Origin of the sequence: Dawidia soli, assembly GCF_018598185.1 — a bacterium.
Lineage (GTDB): Bacteria > Bacteroidota > Bacteroidia > Cytophagales > Cyclobacteriaceae > Ohtaekwangia > Ohtaekwangia soli.
This window is the reverse complement of sequence record NZ_JAHESC010000046.1, coordinates 1-15,495: the sequence shown is the minus strand read 5'-3', so window position 1 is coordinate 15,495 and position 15,495 is coordinate 1. Positions and strand designations below refer to the sequence as shown.

18 protein-coding genes are annotated in these 15,495 nt (G+C 53.3%); 12 read left to right on the top strand and 6 right to left on the bottom strand.

Features of this window, described 5'->3' with window-relative positions; translation table 11 throughout:
* Positions 1-3 precede the first annotated feature (3 nt).
* Complete coding sequence (locus KK078_RS24310) at positions 4-435, top strand: DoxX family protein (RefSeq protein WP_254092929.1); 432 nt, start codon at positions 4-6, stop codon at positions 433-435.
* Here KK078_RS24310 and fucP read toward each other — a convergent pair.
* Entirely contained in the window at positions 387-1,661 is a 1,275-nt protein-coding gene (gene fucP / locus KK078_RS24305) for an L-fucose:H+ symporter permease (protein ID WP_254092928.1), read from the bottom strand. The two genes, KK078_RS24310 and fucP, sit on opposite strands and share 49 nt — an antisense overlap.
* Positions 1,662-2,608: 947 nt before the next feature.
* Between fucP and KK078_RS24300 the strand changes: the two genes are divergently transcribed.
* Complete coding sequence (locus KK078_RS24300; RefSeq protein WP_317195987.1) at positions 2,609-2,800, top strand: helix-turn-helix domain-containing protein; 192 nt, start codon at positions 2,609-2,611, stop codon at positions 2,798-2,800.
* On the opposite strand, the gene KK078_RS24295 is transcribed toward KK078_RS24300, so the two are convergent.
* Positions 2,718-3,689, bottom strand: coding sequence for a helix-turn-helix transcriptional regulator (locus KK078_RS24295; RefSeq protein ID WP_254092927.1), 972 nt, complete (start codon positions 3,687-3,689; stop codon positions 2,718-2,720). The genes KK078_RS24300 and KK078_RS24295 overlap by 83 nt on opposite strands.
* A gap of 154 nt (positions 3,690-3,843) precedes the next feature.
* Here KK078_RS24295 and KK078_RS24290 point away from each other — a divergent pair, with 154 nt between their 5' ends.
* A complete protein-coding gene (locus KK078_RS24290; protein WP_254092926.1) occupies positions 3,844-3,996 on the top strand; it encodes a hypothetical protein in 153 nt (50 codons plus the stop codon).
* A gap of 31 nt (positions 3,997-4,027) precedes the next feature.
* Here the strand turns inward: KK078_RS24290 and KK078_RS24285 are convergent, their stop codons facing one another.
* Positions 4,028-4,240 carry a helix-turn-helix domain-containing protein gene (locus KK078_RS24285; RefSeq protein WP_254092925.1) on the bottom strand — a complete coding sequence of 71 codons (213 nt, stop codon included), beginning with the start codon at positions 4,238-4,240 and terminating at the stop codon, positions 4,028-4,030.
* Between the two features lie 298 nt (positions 4,241-4,538).
* Here KK078_RS24285 and KK078_RS24280 point away from each other — a divergent pair, with 298 nt between their 5' ends.
* Positions 4,539-4,904: an SDR family NAD(P)-dependent oxidoreductase gene (locus KK078_RS24280; protein WP_254092924.1), complete on the top strand. Its 366-nt coding sequence runs from the start codon at positions 4,539-4,541 to the stop codon at positions 4,902-4,904.
* A gap of 144 nt (positions 4,905-5,048) precedes the next feature.
* Here KK078_RS24280 and KK078_RS24275 read toward each other — a convergent pair whose 3' ends face one another.
* The 3 genes from KK078_RS24275 to KK078_RS24265 form a co-directional block, all read right to left on the bottom strand.
* The gene (locus KK078_RS24275; RefSeq protein ID WP_254092923.1) at positions 5,049-6,260 is read right to left on the bottom strand and encodes a DUF1624 domain-containing protein; all 1,212 of its coding nucleotides are present in this window, start codon (positions 6,258-6,260) and stop codon (positions 5,049-5,051) included.
* A gap of 67 nt (positions 6,261-6,327) precedes the next feature.
* Positions 6,328-6,660 carry a hypothetical protein gene (locus KK078_RS24270; RefSeq protein ID WP_254092922.1) on the bottom strand — a complete coding sequence of 111 codons (333 nt, stop codon included), beginning with the start codon at positions 6,658-6,660 and terminating at the stop codon, positions 6,328-6,330.
* Positions 6,661-6,778: 118 nt separating this feature from the next.
* Positions 6,779-8,119 (bottom strand): hypothetical protein, encoded by a 1,341-nt coding sequence (locus KK078_RS24265; protein WP_254092921.1) that lies wholly within the window; start codon positions 8,117-8,119, stop codon positions 6,779-6,781.
* A 491-nt stretch (positions 8,120-8,610) separates the two neighbouring features.
* Between KK078_RS24265 and KK078_RS24260 the strand changes: the two genes are divergently transcribed.
* From KK078_RS24260 to KK078_RS24225, 8 genes are all read left to right on the top strand, one after another.
* Positions 8,611-8,976 (top strand): DUF1987 domain-containing protein, encoded by a 366-nt coding sequence (locus KK078_RS24260; protein ID WP_254092920.1) that lies wholly within the window; start codon positions 8,611-8,613, stop codon positions 8,974-8,976.
* 159 nt (positions 8,977-9,135) lie between these two features.
* Positions 9,136-9,462, top strand: coding sequence for a PadR family transcriptional regulator (locus KK078_RS24255; protein WP_254092919.1), 327 nt, complete (start codon positions 9,136-9,138; stop codon positions 9,460-9,462).
* On the top strand, positions 9,462-12,053 hold the full coding sequence (locus KK078_RS24250; protein ID WP_254092918.1) for an ABC transporter permease: 2,592 nt from the start codon (positions 9,462-9,464) through the stop codon (positions 12,051-12,053). The genes KK078_RS24255 and KK078_RS24250 overlap by 1 nt, the downstream gene beginning before the upstream one ends.
* 41 nt (positions 12,054-12,094) lie before the next feature.
* Positions 12,095-13,009, top strand: a complete 915-nt coding sequence (locus KK078_RS24245) for an AraC family transcriptional regulator (RefSeq protein ID WP_254092917.1) — start codon at positions 12,095-12,097, stop codon at positions 13,007-13,009.
* A 23-nt stretch (positions 13,010-13,032) separates the two neighbouring features.
* Positions 13,033-13,530 carry a hypothetical protein gene (locus KK078_RS24240; protein WP_254092916.1) on the top strand — a complete coding sequence of 166 codons (498 nt, stop codon included), beginning with the start codon at positions 13,033-13,035 and terminating at the stop codon, positions 13,528-13,530.
* A gap of 9 nt (positions 13,531-13,539) precedes the next feature.
* Positions 13,540-13,842, top strand: a complete 303-nt coding sequence (locus tag KK078_RS24235) for a DUF3817 domain-containing protein (RefSeq protein WP_254092915.1) — start codon at positions 13,540-13,542, stop codon at positions 13,840-13,842.
* A 136-nt stretch (positions 13,843-13,978) separates the two neighbouring features.
* Positions 13,979-14,752 carry a helix-turn-helix domain-containing protein gene (locus KK078_RS24230; RefSeq protein ID WP_254092914.1) on the top strand — a complete coding sequence of 258 codons (774 nt, stop codon included), beginning with the start codon at positions 13,979-13,981 and terminating at the stop codon, positions 14,750-14,752.
* Between the two features lie 78 nt (positions 14,753-14,830).
* Positions 14,831-15,268 carry a YciI family protein gene (locus tag KK078_RS24225; protein ID WP_254092913.1) on the top strand — a complete coding sequence of 146 codons (438 nt, stop codon included), beginning with the start codon at positions 14,831-14,833 and terminating at the stop codon, positions 15,266-15,268.
* Positions 15,269-15,495 lie beyond the last annotated feature (227 nt).

Below are 15,495 nucleotides of genomic sequence, written 5' to 3'. Positions count from 1 at the left end.
GGTATGAAAGCCTTGCTTTGGACCTTACAGATCACCGTGGCCGTTATTCTATTAATATCGGGCTACACGAAACTCTTCCTGCCACACGAGCAACTGGCGGACACCTCCGAGTGGACGGGCGCCTATACGGAAGTTTTTGTCCGCTACATCGGTATGATCGATATCCTCGGTGGCCTTGGCCTGATCCTGCCGGGCCTGCTGGGCATCTATCCCCGCATCACCGGCTATACCGCCGTCGGCGTAGCCTTACTGATGGTGGCGGCTATGGTGTTACACATCGACCGCTACGAGTTCGGTGCCATCTGGGTGAACATCTTTATCCTGATCGCCAGCATCGTCATCGCCTACGGGCGGTTATGGCATGCTGCCACCACCGCCCGCCGACGTCAGGATACTTTAGAGAAGCGAGAGCCGAACAAGAAGATCACGATATAGCAAATGATCGGTAGATAATACGACACCGCCACGTCGTGGTCTGCAATCAAGCCCATTACCGGCGGGAACAATGCACCGCCTACAACACCCATCACAATAAACGAAGCACCGCGCTCTGTGTGCTTGCCCAGGTTCTTTAACCCCAGGCTAAAGATAGTCGGGAACATGATGCTCATAAAGAAATTCATCATCATGAGAGCACCAAAGGAGAACCAGCCGGCGCTCTGTGCCACGATCACAGCCATGATAATATTACCGACTGCGGCGGCAGCCAACAATATATTAGGGGCGATATACCGCATGAGGAACACACCGATAAACCGACCCATCATCATCAAAAACATACTCATGCTAAAGAAGTATGCTGCACGTTCGTCTGACATGCCCGGCATTTTCTCCGCACCATATACAATAAAGAATGCCCAGGTGCCCCCTTGTGCCGCCACATTAAAAAACTGTGCAATGACGGCCCATACAAAGTGTTTATGTTGAAACAGCGTTTTGCCCGACTGCTGAATGTGACGCAGGTCTTCCGCTCCGTCCGCTTCGGCGTGCGGGTCTGCCAGCCGTGGTACCTTTACGAGAGAGAACGAAAAAGCCACCAGTAGGATAATCGCGCCGATGACGGCATAGAGGACCTTGACCGATGTCAGGTCGTTTTCCATCCCGTGGCCCACACGCAAAATGAAGTACCCCCCGATCAGGGGTCCGATGATCGCACCAACGCCATTGAATGCTTGTGCGAAGTTGATACGCTGATCGCTTGTCCGCTGGTCGCCAAGGGCCGCCATGAACGGGTGGGCTACCGTCTCCAGCGTTGCCAGTCCGCAAGCCAGCACAAACAATGCGCCTCGGAAAGCTGCAAACGACTCGGCGTTCGCCGATGGTATGAACAGGAACGCGCCAATGGCGTACAAAGCAAGCCCCAACAGCACGCCGTTCTTATAACCAAAGCGTTTCATGAAAAGGCCGGCAGGTATCCCCATGACGGCGTACGCTCCGAAGATCGAGAACTGCACCAGGCCCGACTCGGCCTTGGAAATACTCAATACCTTCTGAAAGTGACGATTCAATACATCGCCCATCGTGATGGCAATGCCCCACAGCATAAAGAGAGACGTGACGAAAATAAAAACTATCAGGTATTCCTTTTTTGTAAAAGCCGGCTTAGCCGGGTTCGCACCCGTGGTAGCCGGGCGTTGGGATGCTACGTCCACTGTCTCCATATGTTGGTTTAAGGTTTGGCAAAAGGCAGTTCTTCTGCTCGAAGCGGCAAAACTGGCAATCGTTTGAAACGCCTAAATTATCGTTTATATCGATTCCAGCAGCATTTTCTTCCGAAATAACGCAATCGTTTACACGAAAATTGCGTTTGCGATGCTAAAAGGTTAAACAAGAAGGCTTAAGATCATCCCTCGGTGCCATCCCGGGTACGGCGTCGTTTCATCCGCCGTGCCTGAGCGAAGATGGCCCCGTCATCCGCGTCAACAAGCTGCCTGACATTGCATGAGCACGCGTAAAACGTCGCTATTACTCACCCCTCGTGTTATTGACAAGAATGCGAACCGCCAGGTCATTGAGACCGTGAGTAACAATAGCGCTTCGGCTTATATTACCCGTCGCATCATCGGGTCCTCCGGATAACCCGCTGCGCGGGTCTTGAGTATTTGTTTGATGATAGAAGGTGATCGTTGGCACTATCGATATACACGACAGAGGCTTCTATACTACCGAATTATACAACTCTGATTCTCAGCACAGGAAACGATGCCCGGTTTATTTAATTGGAGCCCGTCGAAATGCACTTTAACCGACAACGACCAGGCATCGAGCCCGTGCTTGAGAATAAGAGCAATGTTCTTGTCGTTTGAGATTCGTATTGGAGGTATACTTGTGATCACCTCCAGACGAGATTCCCAAATATACGGATATAGAAGATAGCAAGCCTGTTACTAAACCATTATAAATCGAAAAATTTACTATGAACCTGATTTCTCAGAGGAGAAATTCCGTTCAATGTATCATTTGATGCGATGAACAACCAGGAAGTATACCTGAAAAATCAGGTATCCAACATTTCCCCAATCCTCACACAACGCTCGTGCACAACGTACTTGCTACCCTCTAAAAGGTAGAAAAACGAGAATAGAGGAAAATTTACCCCACGCTGCTGTTGCAATCCGACTGGACGTTGCAAGACATTGGCTACAGCATCGGCTTTGCCAAGCAACCCAACTTCAATCTCATCTTCAAAAAGAACACCGGTATTACTCCCGCCGAATTCAGGAAGCAGTACCACGCTTCCCAAACCTCCCCGACGGTGGTTTATCACTCCCCGGCCCGACCGCTCCGGGCAGAATCTTGAACTTCTTTTTGAACGCAGCCAAAAAGTTCTTGGTGTATCTATACCCTACCTCCTCGGCGACTTCCTTTACCGTCATCGTGCCTTGTAGCAACAGTTGCCGGGCATGCTCCATGCGCAGATCGAGCAGATAAGAAAAGATCGTCGTGCCAAACAATTCCCGGAAGCCCTTCTTGAGCTTGAACTCGTTGAGGCCCACCTGGCGGGCCAGCTCGCGCAGCGAGTGCTGATGCGTAATATGTTGTTCGACCAAACGCTTGACCTCATAGAGCTTGTCGACGTCGTCGAGCCGCACCGTCAGACCCCTGAACTGCCTTTCGGGTGTGATCTGTTTAAGCAGCAATACCAACAGGTCGAGCACCTTGCTTTCCAGCAACATACGCTTGAGCAGGCCGCTATCGCGACATGTGCGGATCTTATACAGAATGATCTTCATGGACGGTGTCAGCGGCATGGAATATACCTGCCGCAGGGTGGCACCCTGTGCCGTGAGCCATTCGCCCATCGTACCGGTAAAGGGTGCGATGACTTGCCGCATGAACGACTCCGATAGTAAAATGGTCACGATCGAATACCCGGCCTGGTAACGGTCGATTTGTATAGGTCGCACGGTATACGAGCGGTAGAAGTAGCAGATGTCGTGCTCGGAAAAGAACGTGAGTTCATACATGGCGGGGGTTGTGTGGGCACGCAGATGTACAGGATGAGGAAAGAGCACTTCACCGCTCACGATGTGCACACCGCGAAACCGCGTGTGTATGGCTTGTACCTGCAGCGACGGATGCCGGATCTGCAGCTCGCTCTCCTCCACGATGCGCTCGGGGTCGCCGGCATATTGCTGCTCCCAGATGACCTCCGGGTGCTCGGAAAGTTGTATACGCAATGCACTCACGGGAAGCGATTCAACGTAGTGAAAGCGCACGCGCGATAAGCTATGCGAGACAAATCCCGCCTATGGATATGGTTAAAAAAAATTGCGTGCATACTTATTGCATGGTAAACCTATACTTTTGCCCTGGTTATATACTTACTATTCACGCCAATACATGGGTAAATATTCCCCGCACGAAGAGGAGCAGGAAGCAACTCAGGACGAAATACGAAGTGTGGCGCTGACGGCGGCGTTTGTGATCGTTGTGATACTCGCCGTTGTCGGGTTGCTGGCTACAGCCATCTGGGGCATCACGCGGCTCTTCTAACCTCCCGCGCGCACACCCCACAGTCCCTGCACTATCTCAGGGTAAAATTGTTTCCGTACCGGTAACATTTGCGGCTTTTATCAAAGTCGATCTCCGCGCCCATGTCGCGCAGCTTTTGCAGGTCGTTAAAGAATGTGCGGCGAGATATACCCATTTTTGAAGCTATAAAATCAGCCGTACCGGTGCCGGTATGAATATAATAATCGACGCGCTTCAGTCTTTTTAGTTGTTCCGTAAAATTCATAAGCTCCTATAGATACAAATGGAAAAAACACAGCGATTTTATACGATGCCTGTCTTTTTACCGGCTGCCAAACGGATTAATATTTCTGCCAAAAGGATTAATCCCCCTCCCGTTAAAAATAATGACAAAGGCCAGTAAAACCTACACACCCGTTGCGTTCATTACGACACGCCTATACCTCTATTTAACCTTCTATACCATCTCCACCCCAACCCGCACGGTATAAAATATCCATCACACGCACCATTCTTACCTCACCCAAAATGCTCCGCCGGCACGCGCCGCCGCCACCGAAGCCATGTCACACTTCGGGCGCATCGACGTGCTGGTGAACAATGCAGGCTTTGGGCTACTCAGCGCCGTCGAAGAGGCATCGGATGAAGAAGTACGTAAAAACTATGATGCGAACGTATTCGGCCTTCTGAAAGTCACCCGGGCAATGCTGCCGTATATGCGCCGGCAGCAGGCCGGTCACATCATCAACATCTCGTCTGTCGGCGGGCTGAAGGGGTACGTTGGCTGGGGCTTGTATGGATCGACCAAGTTCGCCGTAGAAGGTATCACAGAGGCGTTGGCGCAGGAAGTGTGGTTCCCCTGGGCATTCATGCAACGGTGGTGGCACCCGGCTTTTTCCGCACGGACTTTCTCGAAGGCCATTCACTGACCGCACGGCAAACGTCATAGACACGCCGGCAGGCTTCCGCGAAAAGACCGCAATTTGAAAAGGATATGGAGGCCTGGTACGACGTTGTTACCGGCACCGATCACGACGACGTCGTCCGTCGTAAGCAAAGCAGCGCCGTACCGGCTACAGGTAGCTGAGCCACCACTGATGTTTGTGCGCGGTTTTATACCGGTCGTACCACAGGCACAGTGGGAACAAGGCCAGCACCACACCGATCCACACCAGGTACGTTACACCGAGTGAAAAGCCATAACCTTTCAGGTTGGACGAGTCGGTTACCCACGTGCTGAAGATCATGTCGGAGAAGTCATAGCCCGTAGCCAGTGCTGCGGCAATGGCCAGCAGGTGAATGAGGTAAAGGTGCAGAATATAATAGAACATCGGCACGCGCCCCAGCGCGATCACGTATTGCGCAATGCGGCCTTTATACTTTTCAGCAAATGCCAGGAAAAGCATGGCGGGACCGAGCGTAGCCAATATATATAATAAAGACGGCGGATACTTCGCTACGTTCATGAACGACAGGAACGTATGCAGGCCGTCGGCTTGGGTTGTCCACGGCACCGGGTCGCCATAGACGTTGGTCCAACGCAGCGCGACAAACAACACAATGGCCGCAATACCGGTCGTTACTAGCAAACGATGGCGTTTGTTGGCGTCGGCGCCCGCCTGAAACTGCGTGCCAAGGCTATAACCCAGCAGCATGATACCGATCCAGGGAATGACAGGATAACCGATGTACAGGAAGAAGTTCGGGAAAGCAAAACCGCGCGCCTCGTGTAACAGCGCCCAGCCGATGGCATCGGCGCCTTCGCCGGCGACGTGCACCGCGTCGAGCGCGTTGTGGCCCACGATAAGCAGCAGGCCGGTGACAACGATCGCCCGCAGCGGCAGGTGAATAAACGCCGCCAGTGAGATCATACCGATGGCCAGTGCCCAGATGACGGTGCACAGGATCAGCTGAAAATGTATATTAAAAAGCCACGCAAAGTTGATGATGGTCAATTCCAATACCACCAGCCACACCCCGCGCTTGAGCAGGAACGCCGAGAGCTCGCCCTTGCCGCGGCGGCTGCCCACCAGGAACGCCGACGTGCCGGCCAGGAAGACAAACACCGGTGCGCAGAAGTGCGTGATCCAACGCGTGAAAAACAACACGCCGTTGGTCTTACCGATGTCGACGGGGTTGTATAGAAATGCATCGGCATGAAAGTAATCACGTACGTGGTCCAGGGCCATGAGGATCATCACAAGGCCACGCAACAGGTCGATCGATTCAATACGGGAGGCGCGGCCGGTCAACGGAACGGCGGCGGCAGGAACGGTACGGGTCATCACAGGAGTAAAACTACCCGTTCAAACGGCTTCCGGTCAACCCGGTTCCTGCTTTTTCAGAAAAGTTTTACGGGTGCTCTACCAGGCAGTTGATCTTCACCAGTTTACCCGCCATGCAGGTGGTCATACCGTCCACCGCTTCGTAGGTAATGGTCACTTTTTTACCGGCGCCAAAGATAAAATTGCTCAGCGGATCGCCCGCAGTCCCTTCCGCGGGCATTTGGGGCAGCAGACGCGCGCCGTCGCTCAGCTCAAACACATACTGGCACCCATCCAGACCGGCCAGGTCCACCACGGTGGCGTCGACTCCCCCTTCACAGGCAGGCGCAGATGTCTTTGGTTTACAGGCGGTGAATGTGAAGGCGGATACAACGAGTGTTGCTACGGCAATGCGAATCATAGTTATGCGTTCAGATGTTCGTTGGCTCTTAGACACCCATCTCCGCTAAAAGGTTGGAGACCTGTCCGATTTCTGCATATACAAATTCCCGGAACAGGCCGACTACTGCGAATTATGCCTATTTCGGCAATACAATGGTCATCTCCTTAAAGCTCTTACCGAATGTATAAAAATCCACAGATCCCTGTCCGGAGTGAATACCGGCCTCGAGCCATGCCGTATAGCTATCGATATCTTCGTAGTTACAGAATCGGGCCTGTGTGATCTTCAGTTCTTTCTCCAGCGCAATTTCATTGGCGGCTTTTAGTACGACGTCCGGTATTTCCGGCCGCACAGCCTCCCGGTTCTTGCCGGCAGCTGTAGATACGTGCCACATTATACGGAAATTATCATCATCGCTTTTATAGCCCCACCCTACACTCACGCGGTCAAGGCCGTCGGCGGTAGAAAATGTTACAGCCCGATCCTTTTGTGACACGATCGCAAAGTCGTGTGCTATCATATCCAGATCGTAGCGGGCAGCCTTATTAAACGAATAGATAAAATAGCTGTCGCCCTCCATGGCCGTGCGAACGGCGTAGTCTTTAAAGAGATCTGCCTCGGGGTATCGGAGCGTAATCGTTGTTCCATCAAGCGTGGCTACATTGCCAAAATAATAGCGCTGTGTAAAATCACCTGGCACAGGCAAACCAAACAGTTCATTGTATATATATCTTCCTCCGGCGGGAACGTGGATGGTTTCCTTCGTCGGTACATTCCAGGCACCCGTCCAATCCACATTGGTAGTCTTACCGGCCATCGACTCGGCAATCACAAACAGGCCCTCGTTGGGGTATAACGAGCGTACATATACAAAGGAAGGAGATTTCGAAAGCTTGATGCCAGTAGCCGTCACTCCCCCGTATTGCGTGTACGCGAAATCGTTGTCGGTGGCAGCGAGAAACTGCGGCTCCGAATGGTCCGGCACATTATTTACGCGAATCCCGATTTCACCCGCGTGGGTCGTAGTCGGATAGTTGGTCGGAATCAACATCGGTGCCACCATCCACGACGCTCCGCGCGGAACGGCAGTATAGGTCTCTGCACGCACATCAATAACTTTCTCATCCCGGCTGTCAGTCGATGTTAGGATGTAAAACACCGAAACTCCTACCGTGGTGCCGCTCACGGGCTCGTCTGGCACAAAGGTAAAATCCTTGCCGTCGGAAAAATCATGCGACGCCAGGATAGTGCCCTTTTTATCTGAAACAACGACGTAACGACGTACCCAGGCGTCGAGTGCTTCATCTTGGGTAGCAATTGTCAGCAATGGGTCGAGCGTAGCCGGACCCTCTGTTGCCTCGTCATCAGGTGCGTCATCGTTACTATCGCTACAAGCCACGCCCAGGCACAACAGCACGAACAAAGCCATAAACGGGAGACGTGCAGGGACACGAAACAGATGCAAGAGATTTTTCATAAAATGTATTGGGAAAGCTGAATAGCGTGTACGTGTATATTACGGATGTCAAAAATATAAAATAGAGCCGACATTATTTTTCTTGCAGCCCGGCGACCCGCTAAATACCGGACTCATTCCATCAAAAACGGCAAATTGATGACTTTTTTTTGTCGGGAATAGTACAAAACTACCAGAAGACCTCGCAGTGATATGGCTAACGGTCGGATTTTGAGATACGGAGTCTAAAAAAGCTGTCAGTGGCACACCGCAAATCGGACAGGTACGAGGTGCCGCCAGATACACCCGGAGGTAAAACTTTTCACCGAAAATTACCACACGTGGTGTCGAAACATTTTGCATATTTCCTCCCTGAATGTAAAGACGACGCCGAAGATACCAGAAGGGCCGGCGAAGACGTTATCCATCACGATTCGTCCTTTTTCCAGAGTGCAGTATTGCGATGGGATTCAGTGGGAGGAGTATATACGAGAGACATACCGTACAGCATTATGAACACACTATACCTGACTGAGACACAGGATACACCCCAGGTGACCTTAAACAAAAATGATGGCGTTTTTGAACTGGTGGGCCGTTCCCTGCCCGAAGATTCGGTTGAATTCTATGCACCGGTCTTGCAATGGATCCGCGAATACGCCCAGGCGCCCAACCCCGCCACGGCGTTTCATTTTAAACTCGAATATTTTAACACCTCGTCGTCAAAGCTCATCCTCGATTTGCTGCACGAGCTGAAACACATCAAAAACATCACAGTGTTCTGGCACTACCACCAGGACGACGAGTCGATGGACGAAGCCGGCCACGAATACGCCGAGCAGGTAGAGATCCCTTTTGAGTTCAAGGTCCTGCAATAGCAGACACTTACAACATTCCCCTTCACAGGCCGCCTCCGCGGCCTTTTTTATTTGTAAACGATTCTGTTTCAGCGCCTTTAAACGAAATCCATCATTTACTTAACAAAACTAAAACTAATGTATTATTTTTACGTTTGTTAAGGTAATTAAGACCGGAATATGAGTAATCAATCACTCGGCGAATTTGAGGAATTGGTATTGCTGATGGTGGCGGCCCTTCACGACGAAGCGTACGGGGTGTCGATCCTCGAAAATCTGGAAGGGAAACTTGGAAAGAAGCTCAACATCAGCGCGGTGCACGTGGCCTTGAAGCGACTCGAAGACAAGGGGTTTGTCAAGTCGCGTTTTGGCGGCATCACCAACGACCGCGGCGGCCGGCGCAAAAAGTTTTACGTGATCACCGCGCTGGGCAAACGAATGCTGGATGATCAGTACGCGCTGCGCACGGCCATCTATCAACAGATTCCGAAAATATCCTTTGGCTGATGAAGCGCTACCCGCCACAACGACCCCTGAAATTTCTACGCTGGTTTTGCCGCGAAGATTATTTAGAGGAGATCGAGGGCGACCTGGTCGAAGTATTCGAGAAACAGTCCGTCGTCTCGCTCCGCCGCGCGCGGCGGGTGTTTACGTGGAGTGTATTGCGGTATTTCCGACCCCGGTTTATGAAAACTTTCCGATCACTTTACCCAACCAACGTCATGTCTATCCTGCGACACAACCTCCTGATCACACTCCGTAGCTTCGCCCGGCACAAAAGCTCGTTCCTCATCAACCTCACCGGTCTCTCGACAGGACTCGCCTGTGTCCTGCTGATCTATCTCTGGGTAAACGATGAGCTGCAGGTAGACCAGTTTCACGAAAACAAAGCACGTATTTATAAAGTGCTCGAAAACCGTATACAGGCCGACCGTATCTGGACCTCCGAAACTTCCTCCGGTCCCACCGCAGACGCTCTCGCCGCCGACATGCCCGAGGTGGAGTACGCCGTGACGACCACGCGCAACGATGTCCATACGCTGTCGGTAGATGAGCACCCCCTGAAAGCGACCGGCCGATACGCCGGCAAAGATTACTTTAATGTTTTTACCTTTACCCTGTTGCACGGCCGCAGGAACGAGCTGCTCAAAGAAAAAAACAACATGGTAGTGTCCGAGTCGCTGGCGCGAAAGTTGTTTAACCGTGCCGACGAAACCGTGCTGGGAAAGATCGTGGAGATGGACCACGCCCGACAATATACCGTCTCGGGAATATTCCGGGACCTGCCCTACCAGGCTACCGAAAAAGCCGACTTCATACGATCGTTCGAAGAATTCCGGGCGGACCATCCCGACTGGGTATCAACCTGGTTTAGCACCGGCGCCGCTACCTACGTCATGTTAAAAGAAGGTACCGATGTCAACGCCCTTAACGCTAAGATCGCCGGGTTCGTAAAACAAAAGACCAACGGTGAGGTTACACATCGCACGATGTTCTTAAAATTATACACCGACAAATACCTGCATGGCCAATTTGAGAACGGCGTCGAATCTGGTGGACGCATTACCTATGTCAAGCTCTTTTCCGTCATCGCAACATTTATACTGATCATTGCCTGCATCAATTTCATGAACCTGTCTACCGCCCGTGCGAGCCGCCGTCTGAAAGAGATCGGTATCAAAAAGGCCATTGGCGCCAAAAGAAATACATTGGTGTGGCAGCACCTGGGTGAGTCTATGCTGCTCAGCCTGATCTCGATGGTCATCGCCCTGGGGCTGGTCATCGTGTTGCTCCCATATTTTAATATTCTCACAGAAAAGCAGCTGACGCTGCCGGTCACGCTTGCCTTCGCTGAACGGGTGTTCGGTGTTGTGATCTTTACCGGCCTCCTGGCGGGCAGCTACCCGGCCTTGTATTTGTCGGGCTTTAATCCGGCCGCAATCCTCAAAGGCAAGCTCACCAGCGCCCTGGGCGAGCTGTGGGTGCGGCAAGGGCTGGTAGTTTTCCAATTTACGTGTTCGGTTGTCTTTATTGTCGCCGTGATCGTGGTCTACCGGCAAACGGAATATATTCAATCACGGAGCCTCGGCTATACCAAAGATAACATGATCGTTTTTGAACGCGAAGGCAACGCCGCCGAGACCACGGATCTTGAATCCTTCCTGGCCGCCGTACGCGACGTCCCCGGCGTACACAATGCTTCGTCTATTGCCCATAGCCTGACCGGGCATAATTCCGGAACATCGGGCGTAGTATGGGAAGGTAAAGACCCCAACGACCGGACCGAATTTGAAAACGTAGCCGTCAGCTACGACATGCTGGAGACCCTGGGGATCCAGATCGTCGACGGGCGATCCTTCGCACGCGAGTTCCCTTCGGATACCGCCCACATCATATTTAACGAAGCCGCTATCGCTTTCATGGGGTTAAAAGACCCGATTGGCAAAGTGATCAAGCTCTGGGGCGAAGACATGGAGATCGTCGGCGTGGCCAAAAACTTCCACTTCGAATCACTCCACGAAAATGTGCGGCCGCTATTCTTCCGGATAAACCCGGAAAACACCGGGCGCATCATGGTGAAGATCGAGCCCGGCCAGGAGCAGGCAACGATCCGGCGACTCGAAAAACTTTACGAAACCTATAACCCGGGTTTTATTTTCGACTTCCGTTTTCTCGACGACGACTACCAATCCCAATACCGCGCCGAGCAGCGGGTGGCAGTCCTCTCACGTTACTTTGCAGGTCTGGCGATCCTGATCTCCTGCCTGGGCCTGTTCGGTCTGACAGCATTTACATTAGAGCGCCGCGAAAAAGAGATCGGCATCCGCAAGGTGCTCGGCTCGGGCGAGCTGCGCATCGTACTGTTGCTGTCGCGTGACTTTACCAAAATGGTCTTGCTGTCCATCGCGCTGGCATTGCCATTAAGCTACTTCCTGACAAGCTCCTGGCTCAAGACCTTCGCATTCCGGATCGACCTGAGCGCGGCGTACTTCCTCCTCGCAGGCGTCATTGCCCTGGCCATTACCTGGATTACCGTCGGTGCCCAGGCGCTCCGTGCCGCACGGCTCAACCCGGCGCAGGCCCTGAAGCGCGAATAAAAAAACGTACATGCACAAAGGCCATTCCGTATCTTGCACGCATGGCCCTCCGGGACAACATCCAGCTGTACAACCCCTCCGCCTTCACCGCGCGCTTCATGCCGTCGCCGGCATTGCAGGCACTGCTCAAGGGCGACTTCAATAAATTCCTGATCGTGCGGGTGGAAGAAATGTACCGGCACGTGACGCGCCCCGTGCCGGCTACACGTGCCACCATTCATACCTGCCTGTTCCTGACGGAAGGCCAGGCCACCATGAAGATCGGCAGCGAACGATATACTATCCGTCGCCACGAAATGCTCGTAGTGCCCGCCGGACAGGTGTTTTCCTTTGGCGAGAAAGATGTAAACAAAGGCTATATCTGCTGCTTTCACAACGACATGCTGGTAGGCAAATATGGAAAAAGCGAGTTATTGAAGGAGTTCGAGTTCCTGCAGGTGTGGGGCAACCCGCGCCTGACACCCGACAATCAAACCGCACGTTTTGTACTCCACCTCTTCAAACGGCTGCACCAGGAATACACCGACCACGGACTGCAACACCTCAACATCCTGCAACCGTACCTCATCACGTTGCTGTGCGAAGTCAACCGCATCTATACCCCCGTCGCTACCCACGCCCAAACAGCGGCCGTAACGCTGGCCAACAAGTTCCGTGCGCTGCTCTTTACCAACGTCTGTACAATGCACCGCGTGTCAGACTATGCCGCCGCGCTGCACGTCTCCCCCAATCACCTCAACAAGTCCGTCAAGGCGGCCACAGAAAAGTCACCCACCCGGTGGATCGACGAAGCTATCGTCCTGGAAGCCAAAGTACTGCTGAGTCAAAGCACGTTGACGGTGGCCGGAGTCGCGCTGGCGGTGGGCCTGGACGACCCCTCTTATTTTGCCCGCCTGTTCCGCAAGCACACCGGTACCACGCCCACGGCGTTTCGCAAGATGATTGAAAAGTCCTGACGTTTCCGGTATCTGTCCTAGCCGTGCGCAGCTTCGCTCCGCAGCTTTGCGCCACGATGTACACAACGCTTCTTTTGCTACACTCGCTCATGCGCTGGTTTGTATTGGCCAGCCTGCTCTATGCCATCTACCGCGGACTGCGCGGCTGGCGCACCGGTATACCGTTCGAAGCCTGGGACAATGCCTTACGCCACAGCACGGCCACCATCGCCCACATCCAACTGATGATCGGCTATACGCTATACTTCAACAGCCCGGTCATCCAGCACTTTCGGGATCACGCACGGGAAGCCGGCCTGCCGTACGAGTTCCGGTTCTTCGGATGGATCCACATCCTCCTCATGACGGTAGCCGTCGTACTGATCACCGTCGGATCAGCCCTCGCCAAACGACGGCCAATGGACCGCGCCAAATTCAAGACCATGGCGATCTGGTTCCTGCTCGGGCTGACAGTCATCCTGATCGCTATCCCCTGGCCTTTCTCGCCGTTCGCCAACCGCCCCTATATACGCAACTTCTAATCTGCATCTATGTTTTTATTATTAACCACCAAGCTCGGCCGCCTGCGCCTGATCGGAATCCTGGAAGGTATTTCGCTGCTGGTGCTCATCGGCGTTGCCGTACCGTTAAAACACGTGTTGCATGAACCGATGCTTGTCAGGATCATGGGTCCGGTACACGGATTGCTCTTCTTGCTGTTTGTGATCAATACATTGAGTGTCGGGATCGACTATCAGTGGAAGTTTTCGACAACGACATGGAAAGTGCTGATCGCATGTCTGGTGCCATTCGGCACATTCTATATCGATCGGAAAATCTTATCGAAGATGTAGCGCGCCGCGCCTCTGGCGCCGGTCTTTAGCCCGTCTCGGGCGGAGACCGGTGCCCCGTATGGTCGCGGTCTCCCGACCGCCTTCGCCTGGATTGAGGCACTAAACCCGTCCCCGCACATTTCCGTATATTGCTGGTGTGAACATCGAGCGTTTCGCCCCAACCGACCGTCTGAAACCCTTCGTAAAGGCATACCTGATCATCGCCAGCGAACACGGCATGGACAATCGCATCCTGCCCGACACGGCGCTCGTCATGGCCCTGCGCTTTCAAGGCAGCACCGCCTTCACCGATCGCACACAGCGTGAAAATATGCCGGCAGCCGCGCTGACAGGCTTACGCCACGCAGCGCGCATGGTGCACTATGCACAGCAGACGGCCATGTTGCTGGTACAATTTCACGACGGCGGCGCCGCGGCTTTCCTCCGGCAGCCCTTGCATGTGCTATCCGATCAAAGCGTAGCGCTAAGCGAGCTCCTCCCTCGCGATGCAGTCGCCGCGTTGGAAGACCGATTATGTGCCGCGGCATCACATGCACAGCGCATCGCGCATACCGAGCAATTTCTACTTTCGTTATTGCACGAGCCCGAACAGGACCGCATTGTCCGCGAGGCCCTGCGACAGATCCATGCCGCCCAGGGCACCGCACGCATCGGCGAAATTCTGAAAGACCTGCCGCTCAGCCGCGATGCTTTTGAGAAACGCTTTCGGCGGTTGGTAGGAACATCGCCAAAGCAATTTTCCATTGTCGTCCGGTTGCGCCACGTGATCGATACGCACACCGGGCAGGATAGCCTGACCGATGCCGCCTACCGCGCCGGGTATTTTGACCAGGCCCATTTCATCAAAGACTTTACCGCCTTTACCGGGCAGACCCCCGGCCTATTCTTCGCAACCAAAAGATCCTGGTAACGAAGATCACTGAATTTTTACAATGGCTGCCGTCACCCCGACGGTAGTTTTGCAGTCATAAAATAAAACGATTGCTATATGAAAACCATCATCCGGGCAGCCTCGCTGTGGGGAGTGTTATGCCTTGCGCATTTCTCCCTCCTGGCTCAAAAGACCTCCCCCTCCACAACAAAACAAAATAACACGATGAAAGAGTATGTATTGATCATGCGGATCAACCCCGCACCCCTCGCCCCCGAAGACCTGACCGACGTTCGCGCCAAATGGAAAATCGTTGTCGACGACTGGACCGCCCGCAACATCTTCGTCACCAGCAACCAGATCGTGCAGGAAGGCGTCGTCGTAAGCGGCCGCGAAGGCACAGCTCACCCCGGCTCCGTCTCCAGCGAGGGCCTGCGCATTGTGAGCACCATCAACATCCGCGCCGCGTCGCTCGAAGAAGCCGCCACCCTCGCCAAAGTAGTTCCCCTCCTGGCCTACGGCGGCACCGTAGAAGTACGCGAAAAACTGAACTAAGCATCTGGCGCAAGATCCTGCCATAAAAATCCAGCACTGCACTAATAATTTTTTATGCCACACCTCTTTTTGCGCTGGTAAAAAAAAACTGAACGGGTAGTAGGGCGTAGCCCCTACACACATCAGCACCTGGCGCGAGTCTTCCCCCCCGCCCCCGGCGGGGGCCTGTTGACCGGAAAATATGGGTGGAATAAAAAAACCAACCTGCACGACCGCTAGGGGGGGTT

Coding starts and splice junctions, on each gene's coding strand:
- KK078_RS24310 (WP_254092929.1), top strand. CDS start 4: ATGAAAGCCTTGCTTTGGACCTTACAGATCACCGTGGCCGTTATTCTA.
- fucP (WP_254092928.1), bottom strand. CDS start 1,661: ATGGAGACAGTGGACGTAGCATCCCAACGCCCGGCTACCACGGGTGCG.
- KK078_RS24290 (WP_254092926.1), top strand. CDS start 3,844: ATGGGTAAATATTCCCCGCACGAAGAGGAGCAGGAAGCAACTCAGGAC.
- KK078_RS24285 (WP_254092925.1), bottom strand. CDS start 4,240: ATGAATTTTACGGAACAACTAAAAAGACTGAAGCGCGTCGATTATTAT.
- KK078_RS24280 (WP_254092924.1), top strand. CDS start 4,539: ATGTCACACTTCGGGCGCATCGACGTGCTGGTGAACAATGCAGGCTTT.
- KK078_RS24275 (WP_254092923.1), bottom strand. CDS start 6,260: ATGACCCGTACCGTTCCTGCCGCCGCCGTTCCGTTGACCGGCCGCGCC.
- KK078_RS24270 (WP_254092922.1), bottom strand. CDS start 6,660: ATGATTCGCATTGCCGTAGCAACACTCGTTGTATCCGCCTTCACATTC.
- KK078_RS24265 (WP_254092921.1), bottom strand. CDS start 8,119: ATGAAAAATCTCTTGCATCTGTTTCGTGTCCCTGCACGTCTCCCGTTT.
- KK078_RS24260 (WP_254092920.1), top strand. CDS start 8,611: ATGAACACACTATACCTGACTGAGACACAGGATACACCCCAGGTGACC.
- KK078_RS24255 (WP_254092919.1), top strand. CDS start 9,136: ATGAGTAATCAATCACTCGGCGAATTTGAGGAATTGGTATTGCTGATG.
- KK078_RS24250 (WP_254092918.1), top strand. CDS start 9,462: ATGAAGCGCTACCCGCCACAACGACCCCTGAAATTTCTACGCTGGTTT.
- KK078_RS24245 (WP_254092917.1), top strand. CDS start 12,095: ATGGCCCTCCGGGACAACATCCAGCTGTACAACCCCTCCGCCTTCACC.
- KK078_RS24235 (WP_254092915.1), top strand. CDS start 13,540: ATGTTTTTATTATTAACCACCAAGCTCGGCCGCCTGCGCCTGATCGGA.
- KK078_RS24225 (WP_254092913.1), top strand. CDS start 14,831: ATGAAAACCATCATCCGGGCAGCCTCGCTGTGGGGAGTGTTATGCCTT.